13 protein-coding genes are annotated in these 18,257 nt (G+C 44.5%); 5 read left to right on the top strand and 8 right to left on the bottom strand.

Annotation, left to right across the window (positions count from 1 at the left end; translation table 11 throughout):
• Positions 1 to 59: 59 nt before the first annotated feature.
• The 8 genes from galT to NFR56_RS01655 all read right to left on the bottom strand — a co-directional run bounded on the left by galT (position 60) and on the right by NFR56_RS01655 (position 12,405).
• A complete protein-coding gene (gene galT, locus NFR56_RS01690; protein WP_251457294.1) occupies positions 60 to 1,532 on the bottom strand; it encodes a UDP-glucose--hexose-1-phosphate uridylyltransferase in 1,473 nt (490 codons plus the stop codon).
• A gap of 12 nt (positions 1,533 to 1,544) precedes the next feature.
• Complete coding sequence (locus NFR56_RS01685; protein WP_207185578.1) at positions 1,545 to 2,723, bottom strand: galactokinase; 1,179 nt, start codon at positions 2,721 to 2,723, stop codon at positions 1,545 to 1,547.
• A gap of 239 nt (positions 2,724 to 2,962) precedes the next feature.
• On the bottom strand, positions 2,963 to 5,374 hold the full coding sequence (locus NFR56_RS01680; protein WP_251457291.1) for a glycoside hydrolase family 3 N-terminal domain-containing protein: 2,412 nt from the start codon (positions 5,372 to 5,374) through the stop codon (positions 2,963 to 2,965).
• A 126-nt stretch (positions 5,375 to 5,500) separates the two neighbouring features.
• A complete protein-coding gene (gtfA, locus tag NFR56_RS01675; protein ID WP_251457288.1) occupies positions 5,501 to 6,943 on the bottom strand; it encodes a sucrose phosphorylase in 1,443 nt (480 codons plus the stop codon).
• Positions 6,944 to 7,241: 298 nt separating this feature from the next.
• On the bottom strand, positions 7,242 to 8,075 hold the full coding sequence (locus tag NFR56_RS01670; protein ID WP_021153463.1) for a carbohydrate ABC transporter permease: 834 nt from the start codon (positions 8,073 to 8,075) through the stop codon (positions 7,242 to 7,244).
• A gap of 13 nt (positions 8,076 to 8,088) precedes the next feature.
• Positions 8,089 to 8,955 (bottom strand): carbohydrate ABC transporter permease, encoded by an 867-nt coding sequence (locus tag NFR56_RS01665; protein ID WP_251457285.1) that lies wholly within the window; start codon positions 8,953 to 8,955, stop codon positions 8,089 to 8,091.
• Between the two features lie 13 nt (positions 8,956 to 8,968).
• The gene (locus NFR56_RS01660) at positions 8,969 to 10,228 is read right to left on the bottom strand and encodes an extracellular solute-binding protein (protein WP_134974561.1); all 1,260 of its coding nucleotides are present in this window, start codon (positions 10,226 to 10,228) and stop codon (positions 8,969 to 8,971) included.
• A gap of 14 nt (positions 10,229 to 10,242) precedes the next feature.
• Positions 10,243 to 12,405 carry an alpha-galactosidase gene (locus NFR56_RS01655; protein ID WP_251457282.1) on the bottom strand — a complete coding sequence of 721 codons (2,163 nt, stop codon included), beginning with the start codon at positions 12,403 to 12,405 and terminating at the stop codon, positions 10,243 to 10,245.
• Positions 12,406 to 12,566: 161 nt separating this feature from the next.
• Here NFR56_RS01655 and NFR56_RS01650 point away from each other — a divergent pair, with 161 nt between their 5' ends.
• The 5 genes from NFR56_RS01650 (at position 12,567) to NFR56_RS01630 (ending at position 18,178) form a co-directional block, all read left to right on the top strand.
• Positions 12,567 to 13,400, top strand: a complete 834-nt coding sequence (locus tag NFR56_RS01650; protein ID WP_134974560.1) for an AraC family transcriptional regulator — start codon at positions 12,567 to 12,569, stop codon at positions 13,398 to 13,400.
• 67 nt (positions 13,401 to 13,467) lie between these two features.
• On the top strand, positions 13,468 to 14,475 hold the full coding sequence (locus NFR56_RS01645) for a LacI family DNA-binding transcriptional regulator (protein ID WP_134974559.1): 1,008 nt from the start codon (positions 13,468 to 13,470) through the stop codon (positions 14,473 to 14,475).
• 8 nt (positions 14,476 to 14,483) lie between these two features.
• On the top strand, positions 14,484 to 15,425 hold the full coding sequence (birA, locus tag NFR56_RS01640; protein WP_134974558.1) for a bifunctional biotin--[acetyl-CoA-carboxylase] ligase/biotin operon repressor BirA: 942 nt from the start codon (positions 14,484 to 14,486) through the stop codon (positions 15,423 to 15,425).
• A 958-nt stretch (positions 15,426 to 16,383) separates the two neighbouring features.
• Positions 16,384 to 17,487: an ABC transporter permease gene (locus NFR56_RS01635; RefSeq protein ID WP_070846072.1), complete on the top strand. Its 1,104-nt coding sequence runs from the start codon at positions 16,384 to 16,386 to the stop codon at positions 17,485 to 17,487.
• A 1-nt stretch (position 17,488) separates the two neighbouring features.
• Positions 17,489 to 18,178, top strand: coding sequence for an ABC transporter ATP-binding protein (locus NFR56_RS01630; protein ID WP_134974556.1), 690 nt, complete (start codon positions 17,489 to 17,491; stop codon positions 18,176 to 18,178).
• Positions 18,179 to 18,257 lie beyond the last annotated feature (79 nt).

Here is an 18,257-nt window from a genome sequence, read left to right as displayed (position 1 = left end):
TTTCCTTTCGCTTCTTGTCTTCTCTCTTATTGTACCAAATTTCTGCCGCTTCTCCACACTTAAAGTGTCGCAACAAAGCGTCTAAAGGCAGCTTGTCCTTCTACTGTTCGCTTGTAGACTCCAGCATCTTCCAGCACGCGCGCAAAGATCTGGCCAACCGATTCACGGACAAGGGCCTCTGCCTCTGCTTCGTCTGTGATGGATGGGTGAGTGGCTTTCAAATCATCTGCCCAAGGCTGGTGGTAGGTCGCCACAGTATTCTCACGTCCAAGCAAATAGTTTTGGACCTGCTTGAGCTCTTCCTTGAGGCGAGGTGGCAAAATGGCCAAGCCCATGACTTCGATCAGGCCGATATTTTCTTTTTTAATGTGTTGCACATCTGCATGTGGGTGATAGATCCCATCTGGATGCTCTGGTGAGGTTTGGTTGTCACGGAGCACCAAGTCCAGTTCATAATGCCCATCACGAATCCGTGCAATAGGGGTAATGGTATGGTGGGGCTGACCATCGGATGCCGCTAAGACCTGAACAGCTGGATCCGAGTAGCCTCGCCAGGCTGTGAGGATATGGTCTGCCAGGGCAATCAATTGCGCCTTGTCGTCTGATTGCAAACGTAGAACCGACATGGGCCAGTTGACAATCCCTAGCGATACAGCCTCAAAGCCCTCAATGGTAAAGCTTTCCTCCACAGGAGCTAGCTCCATAGGGAAGGTGTGGCGTCCGCCTTGGTAATGATCATGAGTCAGGATAGATCCCCCTACAATGGGCAGATCTGCATTGGACCCTGCAAAATAGCCTGGAAAAGTCTCGACAATGGTCAAGAGTCGCTCAAAGGTCTTGCGACTAATGGCCATGGGCACATGCTGGCTATCGAGGAAAATGCAGTGTTCATTGAAGTAGGCATAAGGGGAATACTGAAAGCCCCAATCATGACCGTCCATATCAAAGCGAATAATCCTGTGATTAGCCCGGGCTGGATGGTCTAGGCGACCTTGATAGCCTTCATTTTCAAAGCACAATTGGCAGGCCGGATAATGACTGGCTTTGGCAAGCTTGGCCGCTGCAATGTCTTTAGGATCTTTTTCAGGTTTTGACAGATTGATGGTGATTTCAAGAGAACCATAGGGAGTTTCTGCCTCAAAGGCAATATTTTGCGCAATCGCTTTGACCTTGATGTAATCATTGCGCTTAGAGAGGGCATAGAAATCCGCAATCGCGTCTTCTTTGGACTGACGATAGGTCTCCCAGAAACGATGGTTGACCTGACTAGGACTAGGGGTGATCCAATCCATCAACTCCGCACCCAAGCTGTCCTTTGCGGCCATGCTATCTTGGATCTTACTATTCGCAACAGCGATTTCCACCAGCTGATCTTTGAGTGCGATCAAGTCAGCCTGATGAGCTGGGGCGTCTAGACCTTCTTCTCCAACGCGACTCATGATGCGATTTTTTAGATAAATCCGATCCATCTCTTCGTAGTCACTCGCCACAATGACGGCTGTAACAAATGCATCTAATACCTGTTCTGTCATCCTATCTCCTTTTTAATCGATTACCCGTGTCCCTGCCGCAACTTCTGCGATATAGAAGCTTGGCGCATAGCCAACGACTTCTTCATAACGGTTGCCGACAGTTTCTTCAAATGCTTCAACCTTATCTTTGTTTACAAGGGCGATGGCGCAACCACCAAAGCCTGCTCCTGTCATACGAGCGCCCAAGACACCTTCTTGTTCCCAGGCTGTATGCACCAAGGTATCCAATTCTAGACCTGTCACTTCGTAGTCATGCTCCAAGGATACGTGGGAAGCATTCATGAGACGACCAAAACCTCCCAAATCACCTGCTTCAAGTGCCTTACGAGCTTGGAGAGTCCGTTGGTTTTCAAGTACAGCATGACGAGCTCGTTTGATGCGATTTTCATCCTTGATCAAGTAGCTATAGGCATCAAAAGACCAGAGATCCAATTCCCCTAAGGTTTGGATATCCAATTTTTCTTGGAGTTCAGAGACGGCGGTCTCACATTCTGAACGACGTTCATTGTATTTTGAATCCGCTAATTCCCGGCGTTTGTTGGTATTCATGATAACTACGACATTGTCTTTGAGGTCCAGCGGTACCAGATCATACTCTAGGGTGTTGGTATCGAGATAAATAGCCCGTTGATCAGCTCCCATACCGATGGCAAATTGGTCCATGATCCCAGAGTTGACTCCGATGAAGTGATTTTCAGTTTGTTTCCCGATCTTGACCAGATCTAGACGATCTAACTGAAGATCATATAGTTTCTCAGCGATGACGCCAATCAAGAGCTCAAGCGAAGCTGAAGAAGAAAGACCGGATCCGTTTGGAATATTGCCGTAGACATAGACGTCCATTCCGCTATCAATGACATGACCAGCTTCTTGCAAGAAGTGGAGCACGCCTTTTGGATAGTTGGTCCAGTTGTGCTCTTTTTCAAAGTGGAGATTATCCAGTGGAACTTCAATGATCCCCTTGTCTTCAAAGTTTCCTGAGAAGAAACGCAAGACCTTATCCTCACGCTTTCTTGCAGCTCCGTAGGTACCAAGTGTAATGGCTGCTGGGAAGACATGCCCACCATTATAGTCCGTGTGTTCACCGATCAGATTAATCCGTCCTGGTGAAAAGAAAGTGTGGTCAGCCTTTTCCCCAAAGACAGCCTGGAATTTTGCTTGTAAATCTTGAGATGTGATTGTTGTCGTCATGAGAAACTCCTTTAGTTTTGTAAACGTTTTTATACTTGTATTATATCTGATCGCAAGTAAAACTTCAAGTATTTTTAGTAAAATTTTATTAATTTTTTATTTTATGCCAAAGAAGGCTATAACAAAGGGTTTTCCTCCGATTAAAACTTCTATTCGATAATTGCCGACTTGAGTTAATTTTAGTAAAACTTTACCAAAAAATCTCAATTGGGAGTGACCCAATTGAGATTCTGAATCCTTTAGTGTTTCTTTCTTGGATAGACAAAAGATCCAAGGAAGGTTAAGAGGCTGATGCCCATGAGAGCTAGGAGATTCTCTGTTTGACCAGTTTTTGGCAATACAGATGATGCAGGACTTGCTGACACGCTGACAGGAGCCTGATCAGTGGCTTGTTTCACAGCGATCGGAGTAACTTGTGGACGATCAAGAGTGCTAGCTTTTTCCTGCTTGCTAACAAGAACCTGTGTTCCAGTGTGACCAACCTCTACTGGTTGTGTCTGATGGGTTGGATCTTGGACTGGTGAAGTTGGATCTTGGGTTTCTGGTGTTGGCAATGGTGCAGGTGCTGGATAGAAGAGACCATGACCAATGCGGTAGGCGTACTCTGTTTCCGACATTTTTCCGTCTACAATTTTTGGAATATCAACCGGTAAGGTACCTAGATGTTCCTTGCCATTGAAGATGACTTCCACTCCTGCAGGAATATTAGGACCAAATGCATTGTCTGGTTTGAGGGATTCCGTTGGATCCATTCCCTTATTTCCATAGACTGCCAAAATGGCTTTTGCCGCTGGATAGTTGGCTACATCATAAGGTTTAGAGATAGAAAGGACAGCTGCCTTCTTATGGTTGGTATTGGCATAATTGACGATTTCTGTTGGGATCTTGGTCCGCCAGAAATCTTTATCCAGTTGCCCTTCATAACCGATCTCTGAAATCACTACGATGTGAGTGGCTTTCTCTAGGTCTTCTTTTAGACTATCAAGGGTAGATTCTTTAGTGAAGTTCTTGGCCACAAAGGAGGTATCTTTTGGAAGCACTCCGTCCGCAATTAAGCGACGCATACCCAAATCGAGTCCAGGGACTTCATTTTCAAAAGCTCCTAAGAGTAAGACATGGTCCCCTGTTTGCACCTTAAATGGCAGAGTATTTTCTTCATTTTTTACAACCGTCACCGCTGCTGCTGCAATCTTGCGTTCCAAGTCACGGTTGAGGGTTGATCCGACTGCTTCTTCTGCTTTTTCAGCCGTCCGAGCACTTGGATCAAAATTCAAGACCCCACGTTTTTCTTTGAGGGTCAGGATCCGACGAACCGACTCATTTAAGCGATCTTCTGAAATGTCACCGGTTTTCACGGCATCTACCACTGCATCGACAATGGTATCAATCTTGCTCAAATCGGCTTTACTGCGAAGGGTCGTTGGCATCAAGACCAGGTCAACTCCTGCTTTGATGGCCATCTTCACAGCTTCCACCTCACCGAAGTTCTTAGCGATAGCATCCATTCCCATGGCATCGGAGACAATCACGCCCTTATAGCCATATTTCTTCCGTACCAAGCCCGTTAAAATATCATCAGAGAGCGTCGCTGGAACATAGATTTTCTCACCTGTTTCTTTTGAAACGACCTGATCTTTTTCAATCTGCGGGTATTGGATATGAGCCGTCATCAAGAGGTCTACCCCTTCATCCATAGCTTTTTTGAATGGAAGGAGTTCCAATTTTTCAAGCTCAGCAAGAGATTTATCTACCAATGGCAGACCTGTATGTGAATCGACCGCTGTATCTCCGTGACCTGGGAAATGCTTGGCTGCCACAGCTACATTGTAGTCCTGAATGCCTTTCATCATCGGAATACCCAAGTAGGCAACCCGGTTTGGATCAGATGAGAAGGAACGAAGCCCAATCACAGGGTTTTGAGGATTGTTATTGGTATCTAGAACCGGAGCAAAATCCACATTCAAGCCTAGCGCAGAAAGTTCACGTCCGATAATTTGACCGGCTTCTTTCGCTAGTTTGGGATCATTGGTAGCTCCGATGGCCATATTACCGGGAAGGGCTGTACCCGTACCCAAGCGGTAGACGATCCCCCCTTCTTGGTCGATGGCTAACAATAGCGGAATCTTCCCATTGTTGGCCTTGTTTTCGATCGCTGCCTTTTGCATATCTTGCGTCAGAGCAAGGGTCTGCTTGGTTTCTTTGACGTTTTCAGCAAAAAGAATGACGCCTCCAAAATCGTATTTATCAATCGCATCCGCTACTTCAGCATTGACCTTGGTGAGATCCTGTGGCGACTCCTGATTAGCCTCCTGCCACTTACGGAAGTCCGGCATGATCATTTGAGTCACTTTTTGCTTGAGTGGCATGTTTTCAATCAGTTTTTCCACTTCAGGAGATGCCGTCTCTGTCGATGTTACCGTTGGAGAAGCAGCAGGGACAGCTGCACGATCTGTTGAAGTCGGCGTTTCGGACACTTCTCCCTGATTTTCTGTAGTGCTTTCTGGCGTTGGAGAAGCCACCACCTCTTCTACTGTTGCTGCCGGTTCATTGGCTTGATCCGACGCTTGAGCTGTGTCTGCTTTTGCTGTTTGGACGGATAATAGAGCAAAAGCCGTTAATAGGGCCGCAGATGGATAAATGATTTTTTTCATAAAGCGACCTCCTTTCTTTCAATAGATATTGTACCATTGTTTTATAGTTTTGTAAACGGTTGCAAGGTGCTTGTTTTAAAAAAGGATAAGCATTTTTTACTTATCCTTTAGTTCGTTCATATTTTTTTAAAACACCATTTCTTGACCATTTTCTGTCACTTGGTAAGTGCCCTCAGCAAGATCGATTCGAGCTACTGCTGTGACAGTTTGGTCTTTGTTTTGGCGCGTGATGACAATGGTATGTTCATCTGGTGTTTCCACCTCAATGCTTCCTTCTAAGTCAAAAGCTTGCGAGTTGTTCCGGAAACTAAAGAGCTTGAGAAGGGATTGCACGACTGGTCGCTCTACTTCTTGAGCGATTTCTTCATTGCTGTAGTAATGACGGTTGATATTGCGGCCTTCTTTGGTGTTTTCTAAGAGTTCCAAATCATTTTTCCCAGCTAGGAATCCAACATAATAAACCTGCGGAATACCTGGTGCAAAGGCTTGAATTAGGCGGGCTAGGAAGTACTTACGATCGTCATCTCCAAGTGCTGAATAATAGGTCGAATTGATTTGGTAGATGTCCAAGTTGTTGTATTCTGCTGTGGAATATTTGCGTTTAACATTTGCCCCTACCTTATAGAGCTCATTTGAAGCATAGTCAATCTCTTCATCTGTCAAAATATCCTTGACATCGACCACCCCAATTCCATCATGGGTGTCCAGCGTCGTGAATTGCTTCATTGGACTCATCTTCAACCACTTGGCAAGGCGCTCCACTTTTGAACTATAGAGGGTATAGAGGGTTACCATTGGAAGGGCGAAGTCATAGACATAATAGTCGTGATCGGCAATCTTAAATTGGATGGAATAGTGCTCATGAATCTCTGGAAGAAGCTCAGCACCGTAGCCTGCCGCCATATCGCGCACCTTATCCAACAAATCCCAAATGTCTGGCTCCACGAAGAAATCATTGGTGTCCAATTTCTTGACTGCATAGGCAAAGGCGTCCAAACGAATGAGGTCACAGCCATTGCTCGCCAGGTGTTCGATGGTCTTGCGAATAAAGTCCATGGTCACGTCCTTGGTCACGTCTAGGTCAATCTGCTCTTCCCCAAAGGTATTCCAGAGGTGCTCGGTCGTCCCATCTGCAAAAGTAATGGCTTGTTTAGGAGCCCGGTCCTTGCGCTTATAAATCAAATCTACATCTGCTTGAGTTGGGCGATTCTCCGGCCAGAACTTGTCCCAGTTGAGGAAGAGGTCCTTGTAGGCACTTTGGTCGTGTTTTTCTTGGTAGTCTTTATAATACTTAGACTGGCGGGAAATATGATTGATCATAAAGTCAAACATAAGATAGTACTTATCGCCCAAGCGTTTGACATCTTCCCAATCTCCAAAGGCTGGATCCACTTGGTCATAGTCTACAGGCGCAAAGCCACGGTCACCAGTTGATGGGAAAAATGGCAAGAGGTGAACCCCACCTACTGCATCCCCAAAATATTTCTCCAGATTTTCATAGAGGTCCTTGAGGTTATTTCCTAAGCTATCTGAGTAAGTGATTAACATGGTTTTGTTTTGAATTGGCATAATGGTTTCCTTTTCTTTTTTTGAAAGCCAAGTCTTAAGAGACCTGGCTTTCTTGAGTTTTTCTATTTTAGAATTGCTTCCTAGGATACGATTGAAATCAGCAAGCTGAATCGTCCCTTTGTATCTGGAATTGAACACGGGACTAATTTCTTAGGAAAAAAGATAAATCTCCTTGTGTGCAAGCACACTAAGTCGATTTCCTATATTTCCACAGCCGTTACTACTTCAGTAGTCTACGGATGTGGATGCCCTAGGGTACTACAGAAATTTTCAGCAAGCTGAATCGTCCCTTTGTATCTTATTTCACTGCGCCGTTGCTCATTCCTGCAATGATATGGCGTTGGAAGAAGAGATAGACAATGGTGATACTGATGATACCGACCACGTAAGAGGCAAAGCTTGGTCCGTAGTCGTTGAAATATTGGCCTGCGTAGTTGTATTGGAACAAAGGCAAGGTCCACATTTTTGAATCGCGGTTCAAGACAAGGAGTGGCAACATGAAGTCATTCCAGAACCAAAGGGCATTGATGATCATGGTTGTCGCATGCATGGGTTTCATCATTGGGAAGATGATGCGGAAATAAGTTGTAAACTTATTAGCCCCATCGATCTCTGCTGCTTCATCCAGACTTTCTGGGATAGAGATTTTGATATACCCTACATAGAGGAAGAGGGTCTGTGGAATCGCATAGGTCAAGTAGAGCAAAATCAAACCAAAGGTATTAGCCAAACCAAGTTTACTCATCATAACCGTAATCGGAATCATGATGACTTGGAAAGGTACGAAAATCCCCAGGATCAAGAGGGTGTACATGATGGTAAAGGCTTTTCTCTTACTCATATTGCGAGCGATGGAGTAGGCTGCCATAGGGATAAAGATCATTACTGCAAGTAAAGACAAGACAGTGATGACGACAGAGTTCCAATAATAGCCTCCGATCCCATCAGCCAAGAGACGGCTAAAGTTGTCCCATGTGAAATTCGTTGGGAATCCAAAGAAATTGTCTACGATATCCTTGGTGGGTTTGAAGGAACTAAAGAGGGTGGCAAGGAGCGGCACTAAAATCAGAACCGATCCTAGAATCAATAGAATGTATTTGCCAATCAAGGCTTTTCTTTCATCTTGTTTCATCGTGCTTCTCCTCTTAAATTTCAAATTTCTTAGATACTCTCAATTGGATGATCGAAATCACTACAATCAAGAAGAACAAGATTACGGCAATGGCATTGGCGTATCCGAATTGGTTGTTTTTAAAGGCGTAGTTATAAACCAAGAGCCCAAGTGAGGTTGTGGCATTGTTTGGACCCCCACCAGTCATGGCAAAGACTTGGTCAAAGGCGGTAAGCCCACCTTTTAGGGCTAGGATAAAGACCATAGAGACACTTGGTAGCAAGTAAGGCAATTCAACATTCCAGAAGACTTGCTTGCTCGTTGCACCATCGATTCTTGCTGCTTCTGTAATCTCAGTTGGGATAGATTGCAGACCAGCTAGGAAGATAATGATGGGCATGGCCACCCCTTGCCAAAGAAGGACAAAGACAGCCGCAAAGATCGCTCCCCACTTAGTCCCTAAAAGACTGGTTTGGAGAAACTCAATATGAAGGGTATTCCCAATGGCTGGTAGACCGTAGTTGAAGACTTGTTTGAAGATCAAAGCCACTGTCAAACCAGACAAAACAGCTGGGAAGAAGAACCAAGCACGGAAGAAGGTTTGCCCTTTGATTTTAGAGTTCAAGACACGCGCAATGAAGATCCCAAGGGCAATTTCACCAACCACCATGGCAATCGTGATGATCGCAGTAAAGCCAATCGCATTCATGAATTTTGGATCCATAAAGAGGAGCTTAAAGTTGTTCAAGCCAACAAACTTGTAGTTATAGGTCAAACCTGTCCAGTTGGTAAAACTGTAAAAGGCTCCTTGGAACATTGGCACATAGAAGAAAATTGCTTGTAATAAGAGGGGAATGACCACAAAAGCCCATGCCCAATATTTTTGTAATACTTTTTTCATCGTCTCTCTACTCCTAATCCACATCCGCTTTCATCGGGTTAAAGAAGGCATTCAAATCATTGACCATTCCTTGCTTATCACCTGTCAAGACATAGTTCATCGTCAAGGTATGGAAGTCTGCTTCACTGGTCCAGTATTGTTGCAACCACACCAAGTGACGATCCGTAAAGGCATATTTGGTCATCCCAGCAAGCGGTGAATCCTCTCCTGCTTGTTTGACCCCTTCGATCGCTGTTGGAGATCCGTCCACATCATAGTACTTTTGCATGACTTCTGGACGGGTCATGTATTCCACAAAGGCATTGGCTTCTTTTGGATGTTTGGTAGTAGCGGAGATAGACCATGCTAAGTCTCCCGCACCAACGGTTAAGCTTTGTCCTTTTTCTTTCCCTGGAATCATGAAAGTCCCAATCTTAAATTTCGGTTTTTGTTCATTGATCGCGGTGATAGCCCAAGATCCATTTGGTGTCATGAGGACATCCCCACGCGCGAAGGCTCCGATAACGTCTGTATAACCTGCACCTTCCCAGTTCTTTTGCTTCGAACCTTTAATGCGAAGGATATCCATGACCTTGATGTCATCTTTCATAATCGGATCAGACAATTTAATGGAATTTGGCTTAGAATAACGAAGGTATTGGTTGGCTTCTTTTCCTCCACCTGCTGCTGTCGCAAAGGCCAATTGATTGTAACCATTGAGGGTCCAAGCTTCTGCTCCTGCAATCCCAAATGGGGTTTGTCCTTTGGCAACGATGTCTTTTACCAACTGTTTAAATTCGTCCCAAGTTTCAGGAACCTTCAAGCCCAATTCTTCGAATTTATCTTTGTTGTAGTAGATTCCGTAAGCATTGGCTGTGAAAGGAACGTTGTAGACTTTTCCATTTACGGCATATTTTTCAGCGTAGCCGTTTTTCACGCGTTTGAGATAGTCTTTATTGCTTAAATCTTCGAAGACACCCGCTTTTGCCCATTCTTGCAATTCGATGGACTGTGGGTAAATATTGACTACATCTGGCACATCTCCTGCGAGAACACGTGTTTTCAATACTTCACCAGCATTTGGTACATTGACAACTTTGACCTTAACCTTTGGATTTTCCTTTTCAAAATCACGCGCGATTTCTTCCAAGGTTTTGGTCATTTCTTTTTTCTGGTTGAAATACTCGATGGTCACTGTGCCATCCGCAGATTTTCCATCGTTGGAGCAAGCACCGAGCCCAAACAAGGCTAGGCCTGTTGTCGCAAGAAGTCCGATTTTTTTATACCATTTCATTTGGCTGTCTCCTTTTATTTTTTGACAAAAACATATTGTTTGCTGAGGAAATCTCCCTGAGGAAGAACGACGGTTAAGCCGGCATACATGAGCTCAGCTCCTGAATAGACTTGGTCCGTCCCTTCTAAGCGATAGAGCGCATCTTCTTCCAATCCTTTGAGGTATAGGGTCGGCTCGATCTCCTCAACCGTTGATAAGACCCGTACATAGGTTACAACCGTGCGGTCTTGATAAGTGAACTGGACGGCTGCTTGATTGCTACCTTGGCTTGGATTGATCAAGCGGTAGTGTTTTCCGAACTGAACAAGTGGTCGAATCGTTTTGTAATGAGCGACTTGAGCTGCAATCCTATCCAACTCTTCTTGCGGAAGACTGGTTAGATCCAATTCATAGCCCAGATTTCCCATCATAGCTACATGACCTCGCGTTTCAAGTGGTGTCATCCGTCCCATCTGGTGATTTGGAACAGCTGATACGTGAGCCCCCATAGAAATGGTAGGATAGAGGTAGCTAGAACCGTACTGGATCGGAAGTCTGGCAATGGCATCCGTATTGTCACTTGCCCAGACCTGAGGGAAGTAACGCATCATACCGAGGTCATTGCGGCCACCGCCTCCAGAGCAAGACTCAAAGAGAATGTTCTCATACTTCTCTGTTAAGTAAGAAACCACTTCATAGAGGCCCAAGATATACGCATGGGATTGCATCTTGGTTTCAAGGTAGGTTTTACCATTTCCAAGTTTGGTGATATTGCGGTTCATATCCCATTTGATATAGTCGATCTCATGGTTTCCAAGTAAGTCATCCAAGACCTGCTTGATATAAGAAACCACTTCTTTATTTGCGAAATCGAGTACTAGTTGATTCCGTGAATAGGTGTGTTCATAGCCTGGGACTTGAATAGCCCATTCCGGATGAGCCCGATAGAGGTCGCTATCAACAGAAATCATTTCTGGCTCCACCCAAAGGCCAAATTGAAGTCCCTTGTCGTGGATGCCTTGGATCAGTTCTGCTAGGCTTCCCCCTAATTTTTCTTCATTGACAGTCCAGTCACCGAGAGCCCGATTGTCATCATAGCGATTACCAAACCAGCCATCATCAAGAACAAAGAGTTCGATTCCCACTTTTTGAGCCTCATCTGCCAGCTCCAATAATTTTTCTTTCTTAAAATCAAAGTAGGTGGCTTCCCAGTTGTTGATCAGAATTGGACGTTCTTTATGAGCAAAGGGACTAGGAATGATATGGTTTTGGACAAATGCTTGACTTTCTTGACTGAGACCGGTCAATCCCTCATGTGAGTAGCTAATCATGGCTACCGGCGTATCAAAGCTCTGATTCGGTGCCAACTCCCAGGAGAAGTTTTCTGGATTGATTCCCAATCCAACGCGAACTTCATTGATTTGATTCTTTTGAACAAATCCTTCAAAATTTCCACTGTAGAGCAGTTGGAAAGCAAGGGCAGAACCAGCATCTTCTGTCACTTCATGGTCAGCAAGAATGAGAGCTGGGGTCTGCGCGTGTCCAGAAGCACCACGGTTGGAGCTGATGGAGAAGATTCCTTGTTCCACTTGTTGACGGCGGACTGTTTTTTCTCTCGCATAGGCCCCTTGAAGGGTGATGACATCATAGTCACCTGCTGGGATATCTGCCATCACACTGAGGGCCTTGTGGATCACGACGGTTTCATCACTGCAGTTTTCAATCTTTGAAAAGCTAGTGATGGTTGCTCGATCCTCGTAAGCCGTGTAATAGAGGGTCAAACGCAGGGCCGCTTGATCATCTTCAAAGACCAAGGCCAAGGTTTCAGCCTGATCTACCGAGTGAGGATTGGGAAGACCAGTTGCCTCGACACTGCCAGAGTAGATATTGGCTCCGACATAGAGGAAATCTGTCACCTCTGTAGTGCCGTGCTGGATCTGAATCGACGGCTTTCGAAAATCTCCAAGCCCATGCTGTCCCAAGACCTGACGCTGGGTATCCAAGCTAAAGATGCGATTGTCAGGTGTTGGATTCCCAGAGAAGGCATGATCTTTTTCATGTACGGTATTGGAAAAATGATAAGACGGGATCGGACGTCCCAGATGCTTGAGCATCAGGTAGCCATCTCGATTTTCAAGGATCAGGCTCAGTCCCTTACTTTCTACATAGAACAAATTTTGTTCGATACGAATTGCCATATCTTCCTCCATTGGACCCGAAATAATATCACTATGTATTTTTAAATTCGATTCCAATAACTTTCTTTTTTAGCATGTCTTTATTTTACATGATGTAAACGCTTACTAAAATAGAATTTTGTTGGACATCTATGGTAAAATGTTAGGTAGGAGGTTTACCTATGTTAGTCTTTTCTGAATACCAAACTGATACCATTGACCTAGCCCTTGATTTTTATGGCTATGAAGATTGTCCGAAGAACTATGAATTTGGCCCTAGCGTCCGAGATAATTTTGTCTTGCATTTTATTACAGAAGGAAAGGGAGTCTTTCACTTCAATAAGAAAGAAATCCACCTAGAGGCTGGGGATCTCTTTCTCCTCCCTAAAAATATGGTGACCTACTACAAGGCCGATGCCGAAGAACCTTGGTCCTACTACTGGATCGGTATTAGTGGCACCAAGGTGAGTGATTTCATGCGTTTTTCAACCCTGCATGCAAAAGGTTTTCTAAAGAAAACAGAGGTGGAAACAGAAAAGATCGGCCAGTTTATGGAGCGACTCGTCCACAAGGCAGAGGCTTCAAAGATGACTTCACACTACCAACTCCACCTTCTCTCTCAGATCTATGAACTGCTATTTCTTATCAGTGAAGTGGCTCCCGATATCTATCGGAGCCATCCATCTCCCACCTATCAGCTCTATCTGACCTGCAAGCATATGATTGAGACGCATTACAATAAAGATCATCTAAGTATTCAAGAGATCGCCGATGACCTCAATGTCCATCGCTCCTATCTGACAACTGTCTTTAAGGAGTTTCACCAGATCTCTCCCAAGGAATTCTTGCACTCGGTCCGCATGCAGCGTGCCCAGCAGTTACTGACCAACACAGACGAAAGCATTAAGATTGTAGCTTACTCGGTGGGCTTTTCGGATCCCCTCTATTTTTCAAAGGCTTTTAAGGCCTATAGCCAACTGACTCCTAGCCAATATCGCAGCAAACATAAAATTTAGTAAAATTTTATTTCTTTTTACTAGTTTTTAGAGTATACTGGAAGTAGAAATCAATAAAGGATGAACTATGGCAACGATTAAAGACATTGCGGAAAAAGCAGGCGTTTCTCAGGCAACGGTCTCTCGCGTTCTCAACCAGGATGCGACCTTATCGGTCAGTGAAGACACGCGCAGTCGGATTCTTCGCATCGCTGAGGACCTGCATTACCAAAAGAAGAGCCGCAAAACAGCGCCTCAACCAGTTGAGGATTTTCATAAAATCGTCATTTTTGAATGGTACACGCGTGAAGAAGAATTAGATGACCTCTACTACTATGCCATTCGAATGGGGTTAGAAAAACAAGCCCAGGAATTAGGCTATGAGATCTTTCGTATCTTTAATAATGACGATTGGTCCTTGATTCAAGAGGCAGACGGCATCATCGCTCTTGGAAAATTCAGTCCCAAGACCATTCGAGATCTAGAAAGCTACGGCAAACCTCTGATTTTTGTCGATAGCAATACCCTCTATCTGGGATATTCCTGTGTGACGACCGATCTAGAAGATTCTGTTATCACGGCTCTCCAGTATTTCCTTGATCATGGCCACAAGGAGATCGGGCTCTTGGTCGGGCAGGAAGAGACGGCAGATGCGACACCGCTTCAGATGGATCCCCGTCAACGGACCTTTCAACAGTTTCTCACGGAAAAAGGACTTTATGAGGAGCGCTTTGTCTCTGTTGGTCAATTCTCAACTGAGTCAGGTTATCAGATGATGGAGCAGCTGATTCAAGACTTGGGCGACGACTTACCAACTGCCTTTTTCATGGCTAGTGATGCCTTGGCAGTCGGGGCCCTTCGCTCTCTTCAGGAGTACCAAATCGCTGTTCCTGAGCGCGTCAGTCTCATTTCCTTCAATGATACTTCCATCGCCAAGTATGTCTTTCCTGCCCTCTCTACAGTAACTGTCTACACAGAAGAAATGGGCAAGCAAGCCATTCAGATGTTGCGGCAGACCTTTCAAGGGACTCAACCAAGTGTTCCCTATATGGTCAAATTAGCCACCAAACTGACGATTCGAGATAGCAGTCGTTAGGAGGTCTTATGAAAACACACGAAATCCTCTTTCAAACCCTTTCTCAGGTAGATGATTATGTCAACGGAGAGCAGCTGGCAAAAGAATTAGGTGTTTCCCGCACCTCTATCTGGAAGGCCATCCAACGTCTAGAAAAAGATGGGGTCGTCATCGAATCCCTCAAAAAGAAGGGCTACAAACTGGTCTCAGGCGATATTCTGCTACCTGAAGTGATCGCAAAAAATACCCAATTGACCGTTTCCTTAAACGAACAATGTAGCTCCACCCAATTGGATGCCAAATTAGGCATAGAAACCCATCAAGAAGGCAAGGCCCTCTACCTAGCTAATTCGCAGGCTGCTGGAAAAGGTCGCTTTGGTCGTGACTACTACTGTCCCGATCAAGGGGGCATCTACATGTCCCTTCATCTCAAGCCTCAACTGCCCCCTGCGGAGCTCCCCCCTTATACCCTCATGGTCGCTGGAGCCATCTTCAAGGCTATTAAAAACCTGACCCTGATCGATATCGATATCAAGTGGGTCAACGATATTTACTACCGCCATAAAAAAATTGGGGGAATCCTCACCGAAGCTATCACGTCCATCGAGACTGGTCTCGTCACGGATGTCATTATCGGAGTCGGTCTCAATTTAGCCATTCCTACTTTCCCAGAAGAGCTAGAAAGTAAGGCAGGTTCCTTATTTGAAGGGCCTTGTCCCATCACCCGCAATGACCTCATCAGTGAGATCTGGAAGGAATTCTTCCAAACAGATGTCGATGAACTGGTCTACCTCTACAAAGAGCGCTCCCTGGTCCTAGGACGAACTGTCACTTTTGAGCAGAACCAACAGACCTATCAAGGCCTCGCCAAAGACATCTCTGATACCGGCCAACTCTTGGTCCAATTAGACAATCAAGAAGAAATCTGGCTCAATAGCGGCGAAGTCTCCCTCAAGCAGTGGAATCTATAAAACAGAGCTCACAACTCAAAAAAGAGTCTGGGACAAAACGCTGTCTCAGACTCTTTTGTGTAAAGAAATATCAAAACTTTTTAAACCAATTCTTGATATACTCTAAGCATATATCCAGTAAGAATTTGATAAATAATAATACAATTCCAATCTTCACAAACATGTAATATTTAAATGTGGTGTCATCAAATTCACTCACAAAAATCGGAAAGGTGAGAATATTAGACGGATTGATAAGAAAATAAAGTGAGATACAAATGGATAAAACCAGCGCTACTATAAAAATTTTTTTATGTATTTGCATTTTTTACCTTTTCCTTTCTTGTTTTACAACATTGAATACCAATCACCAATTTTATATAGCCTGATTCATTCTTTCATTCCCCTTTCTAACAGGCTATTTTATAGTTCTTACACCTTCATCATATACAAATTTCAAAATAATACAAGTCTGTTTTTCTAATTATTTTCATGATATAATAATAAAGTTTGGATATTAAACAAAAAACTCAGTAACTATTCCAACAAACTCTATAAAATTAACTTTTTTGATAGCGCCATGATATATTTAAGCTACTAAACAGTTCAATTCAGTATGTTTTTTGCCCTACTTTTAAATCATGACATTGAAAATACCTAAAAGCGCCTTCCGAAATTCAATTAAATTTCAACATTATTAATTATTCTCAATATGAAAGTCCTTTCCAAATCCATGCAGGGGGCTCTAAATCAACAGGAAAAGCCTTGAAATCAAGGCTTTTTTTGTCTATAGCAGATTTATTTTTGTATTCATTAACAATTAATAATTGAGAATCAAATTGAACACAGTAAACAAATCCGATCCTTTCATACTCTACCAAACACCATCCCCCTATTATCCCTCCACTTATGGTATGATGGTAGAGTATGTTTAGGTGCCAAGCTACTTGAGCACCTCCGTGCTAAAAGGAGAACGAATATGAAAATCGCATGGAATGAAATTAAATACCAACCCAAGAAGTTTATCCTGATTGAGCTCCTCATTACCATTCTCATGTTTATGGTGGTGTTCTTGTCCGGGCTGACAAATGGACTGGGCCGTTCGGTATCGGCTCAAATCGATAACTATGGGTCGCTGCACTACATCCTTTCTACGGATTCAGAAGGGATTATCCCCTTTTCAACCATTACGGAGAAAGATTTAGATGAGGTCCAAAAGATAGAGGGGATGGACTATTCGGGTTTGTCCATCCAGCGGGCAACCGTCTCAAAATCAGAGGATTCCAACACTCTGGATATCACCTACTTCGCGACCGATCACAATGAAGAAGAAATCCTCAATCCAATCATGGAAGATACAGACCTCAAGATCTCCGACTTAAAGAAAAACGAGGTCATTTTGGACAGTTCTTTCAAAGAGGATGAGGGAATCCAAGTCGGCGATCGCGTGATCGATAAAACCTCTAAGCAAAAACTCAAGGTCGTGGCCTTCGCGAAAAATGCCAAATACGGCTACAGCGAGATTGGCTTTATCAGCTCGGAAACCTACACAGGCATGCGGCAAAAAACAGATCCAAGCTATCAATGGCAAGCCCAAACCCTTGTGACCAAGAAAAACATCCCTTCTAGTGATCTAGCCAGCAACTTAATGGTGGCGGATAAGAAGCAGGTGATCGATAAAATCCCTGGCTACAAGGCTCAAAACCTGACGCTACGGATGATCACGTGGGTGCTCTTGCTCGCTTCCTCTGCTATCCTTGGGGTTTTCTTCTATATCCTCACCCTGCAGAAGTTGAAACAGTTCGGCGTCTTGAAGGCTATTGGCATGTCCATGAGCCAGATTACCTATGTCCAACTATCCCAGCTCACCATTATCTCCCTCATCGGAGTGCTGCTGGGACTTGGCTTGGCAACCATGATGGTGCCATTTTTACCCAATAGCGTCCCTTCCTTTATGACCCTAAAGGACAATCTCACCATCTCGGTTAGCTTTATCCTGACCTCTATTTTGTGTGGTGCCTTGTCCCTTGTCAAAATCAAAAAAGTAGATCCAATCGAAGTCATTGGTGGAAATGGAGAATAAGATGGCCATTATCGAATTAGAAAATATCAGAAAATCCTACGCCGATGGTAGCCAGATGCACCATGTCCTCAACCAGCTGAATTTAAGCGTCGAACCCAACGAATTCGTCGCCATCTTGGGCCCTTCAGGATCTGGTAAGTCCACGCTTTTGGCCATCGCTGGCTTGCTTTTATCAGCGGATGAGGGGCAGATTCGTATCGCTGGCCAAGACTTGACCGGCCTCAACCAAGGCCAATGGACGCAAAAACGGCTGGAATTGCTCGGCTTTATCTTTCAAGATCACCAGCTCCTCTCCTATATGAAAATCGGTGACCAGTTAGAACTGGTGGCCAAATTAAAAGGGGAAAAGGACAAGAAAAAACGCCAAGAGGAAGTCAAAGCCTTGCTGGCAGATCTTGGTATCGAAGCTTGTTACCACCAATACCCGAATCAGATGTCCGGTGGGCAAAAGCAACGGGCAGCCATCGCTCGTGCCTTCATCGGAAATCCGCAGGTCATCTTAGCCGATGAACCAACAGCTAGCCTAGACCCAGATCGAGGGCAAGAAATCGCCCAATTGATCCAAAAAGAAGTCAAATCCAAAAACAAGAGCGCCATCATGGTGACCCATGACCGCTCTATCCTGACCTATGTGGATACCATTTATGAATTAAAACACGGCCAATTGCTAAAGGTAGAAAAGGTTGATTAAATACAAAAAGAGGCTGGGACAAAAGTCCTAGCCTCTCAATTGTTTTTGGATTGTCGAGCAAGACGCAGTGGTTGAGTGG

This window comes from Streptococcus caecimuris (genome assembly GCF_943193075.1).
GTDB lineage: Bacteria > Bacillota > Bacilli > Lactobacillales > Streptococcaceae > Streptococcus > Streptococcus caecimuris.
This window is presented reverse-complemented; position numbering and strand designations above follow the sequence as displayed.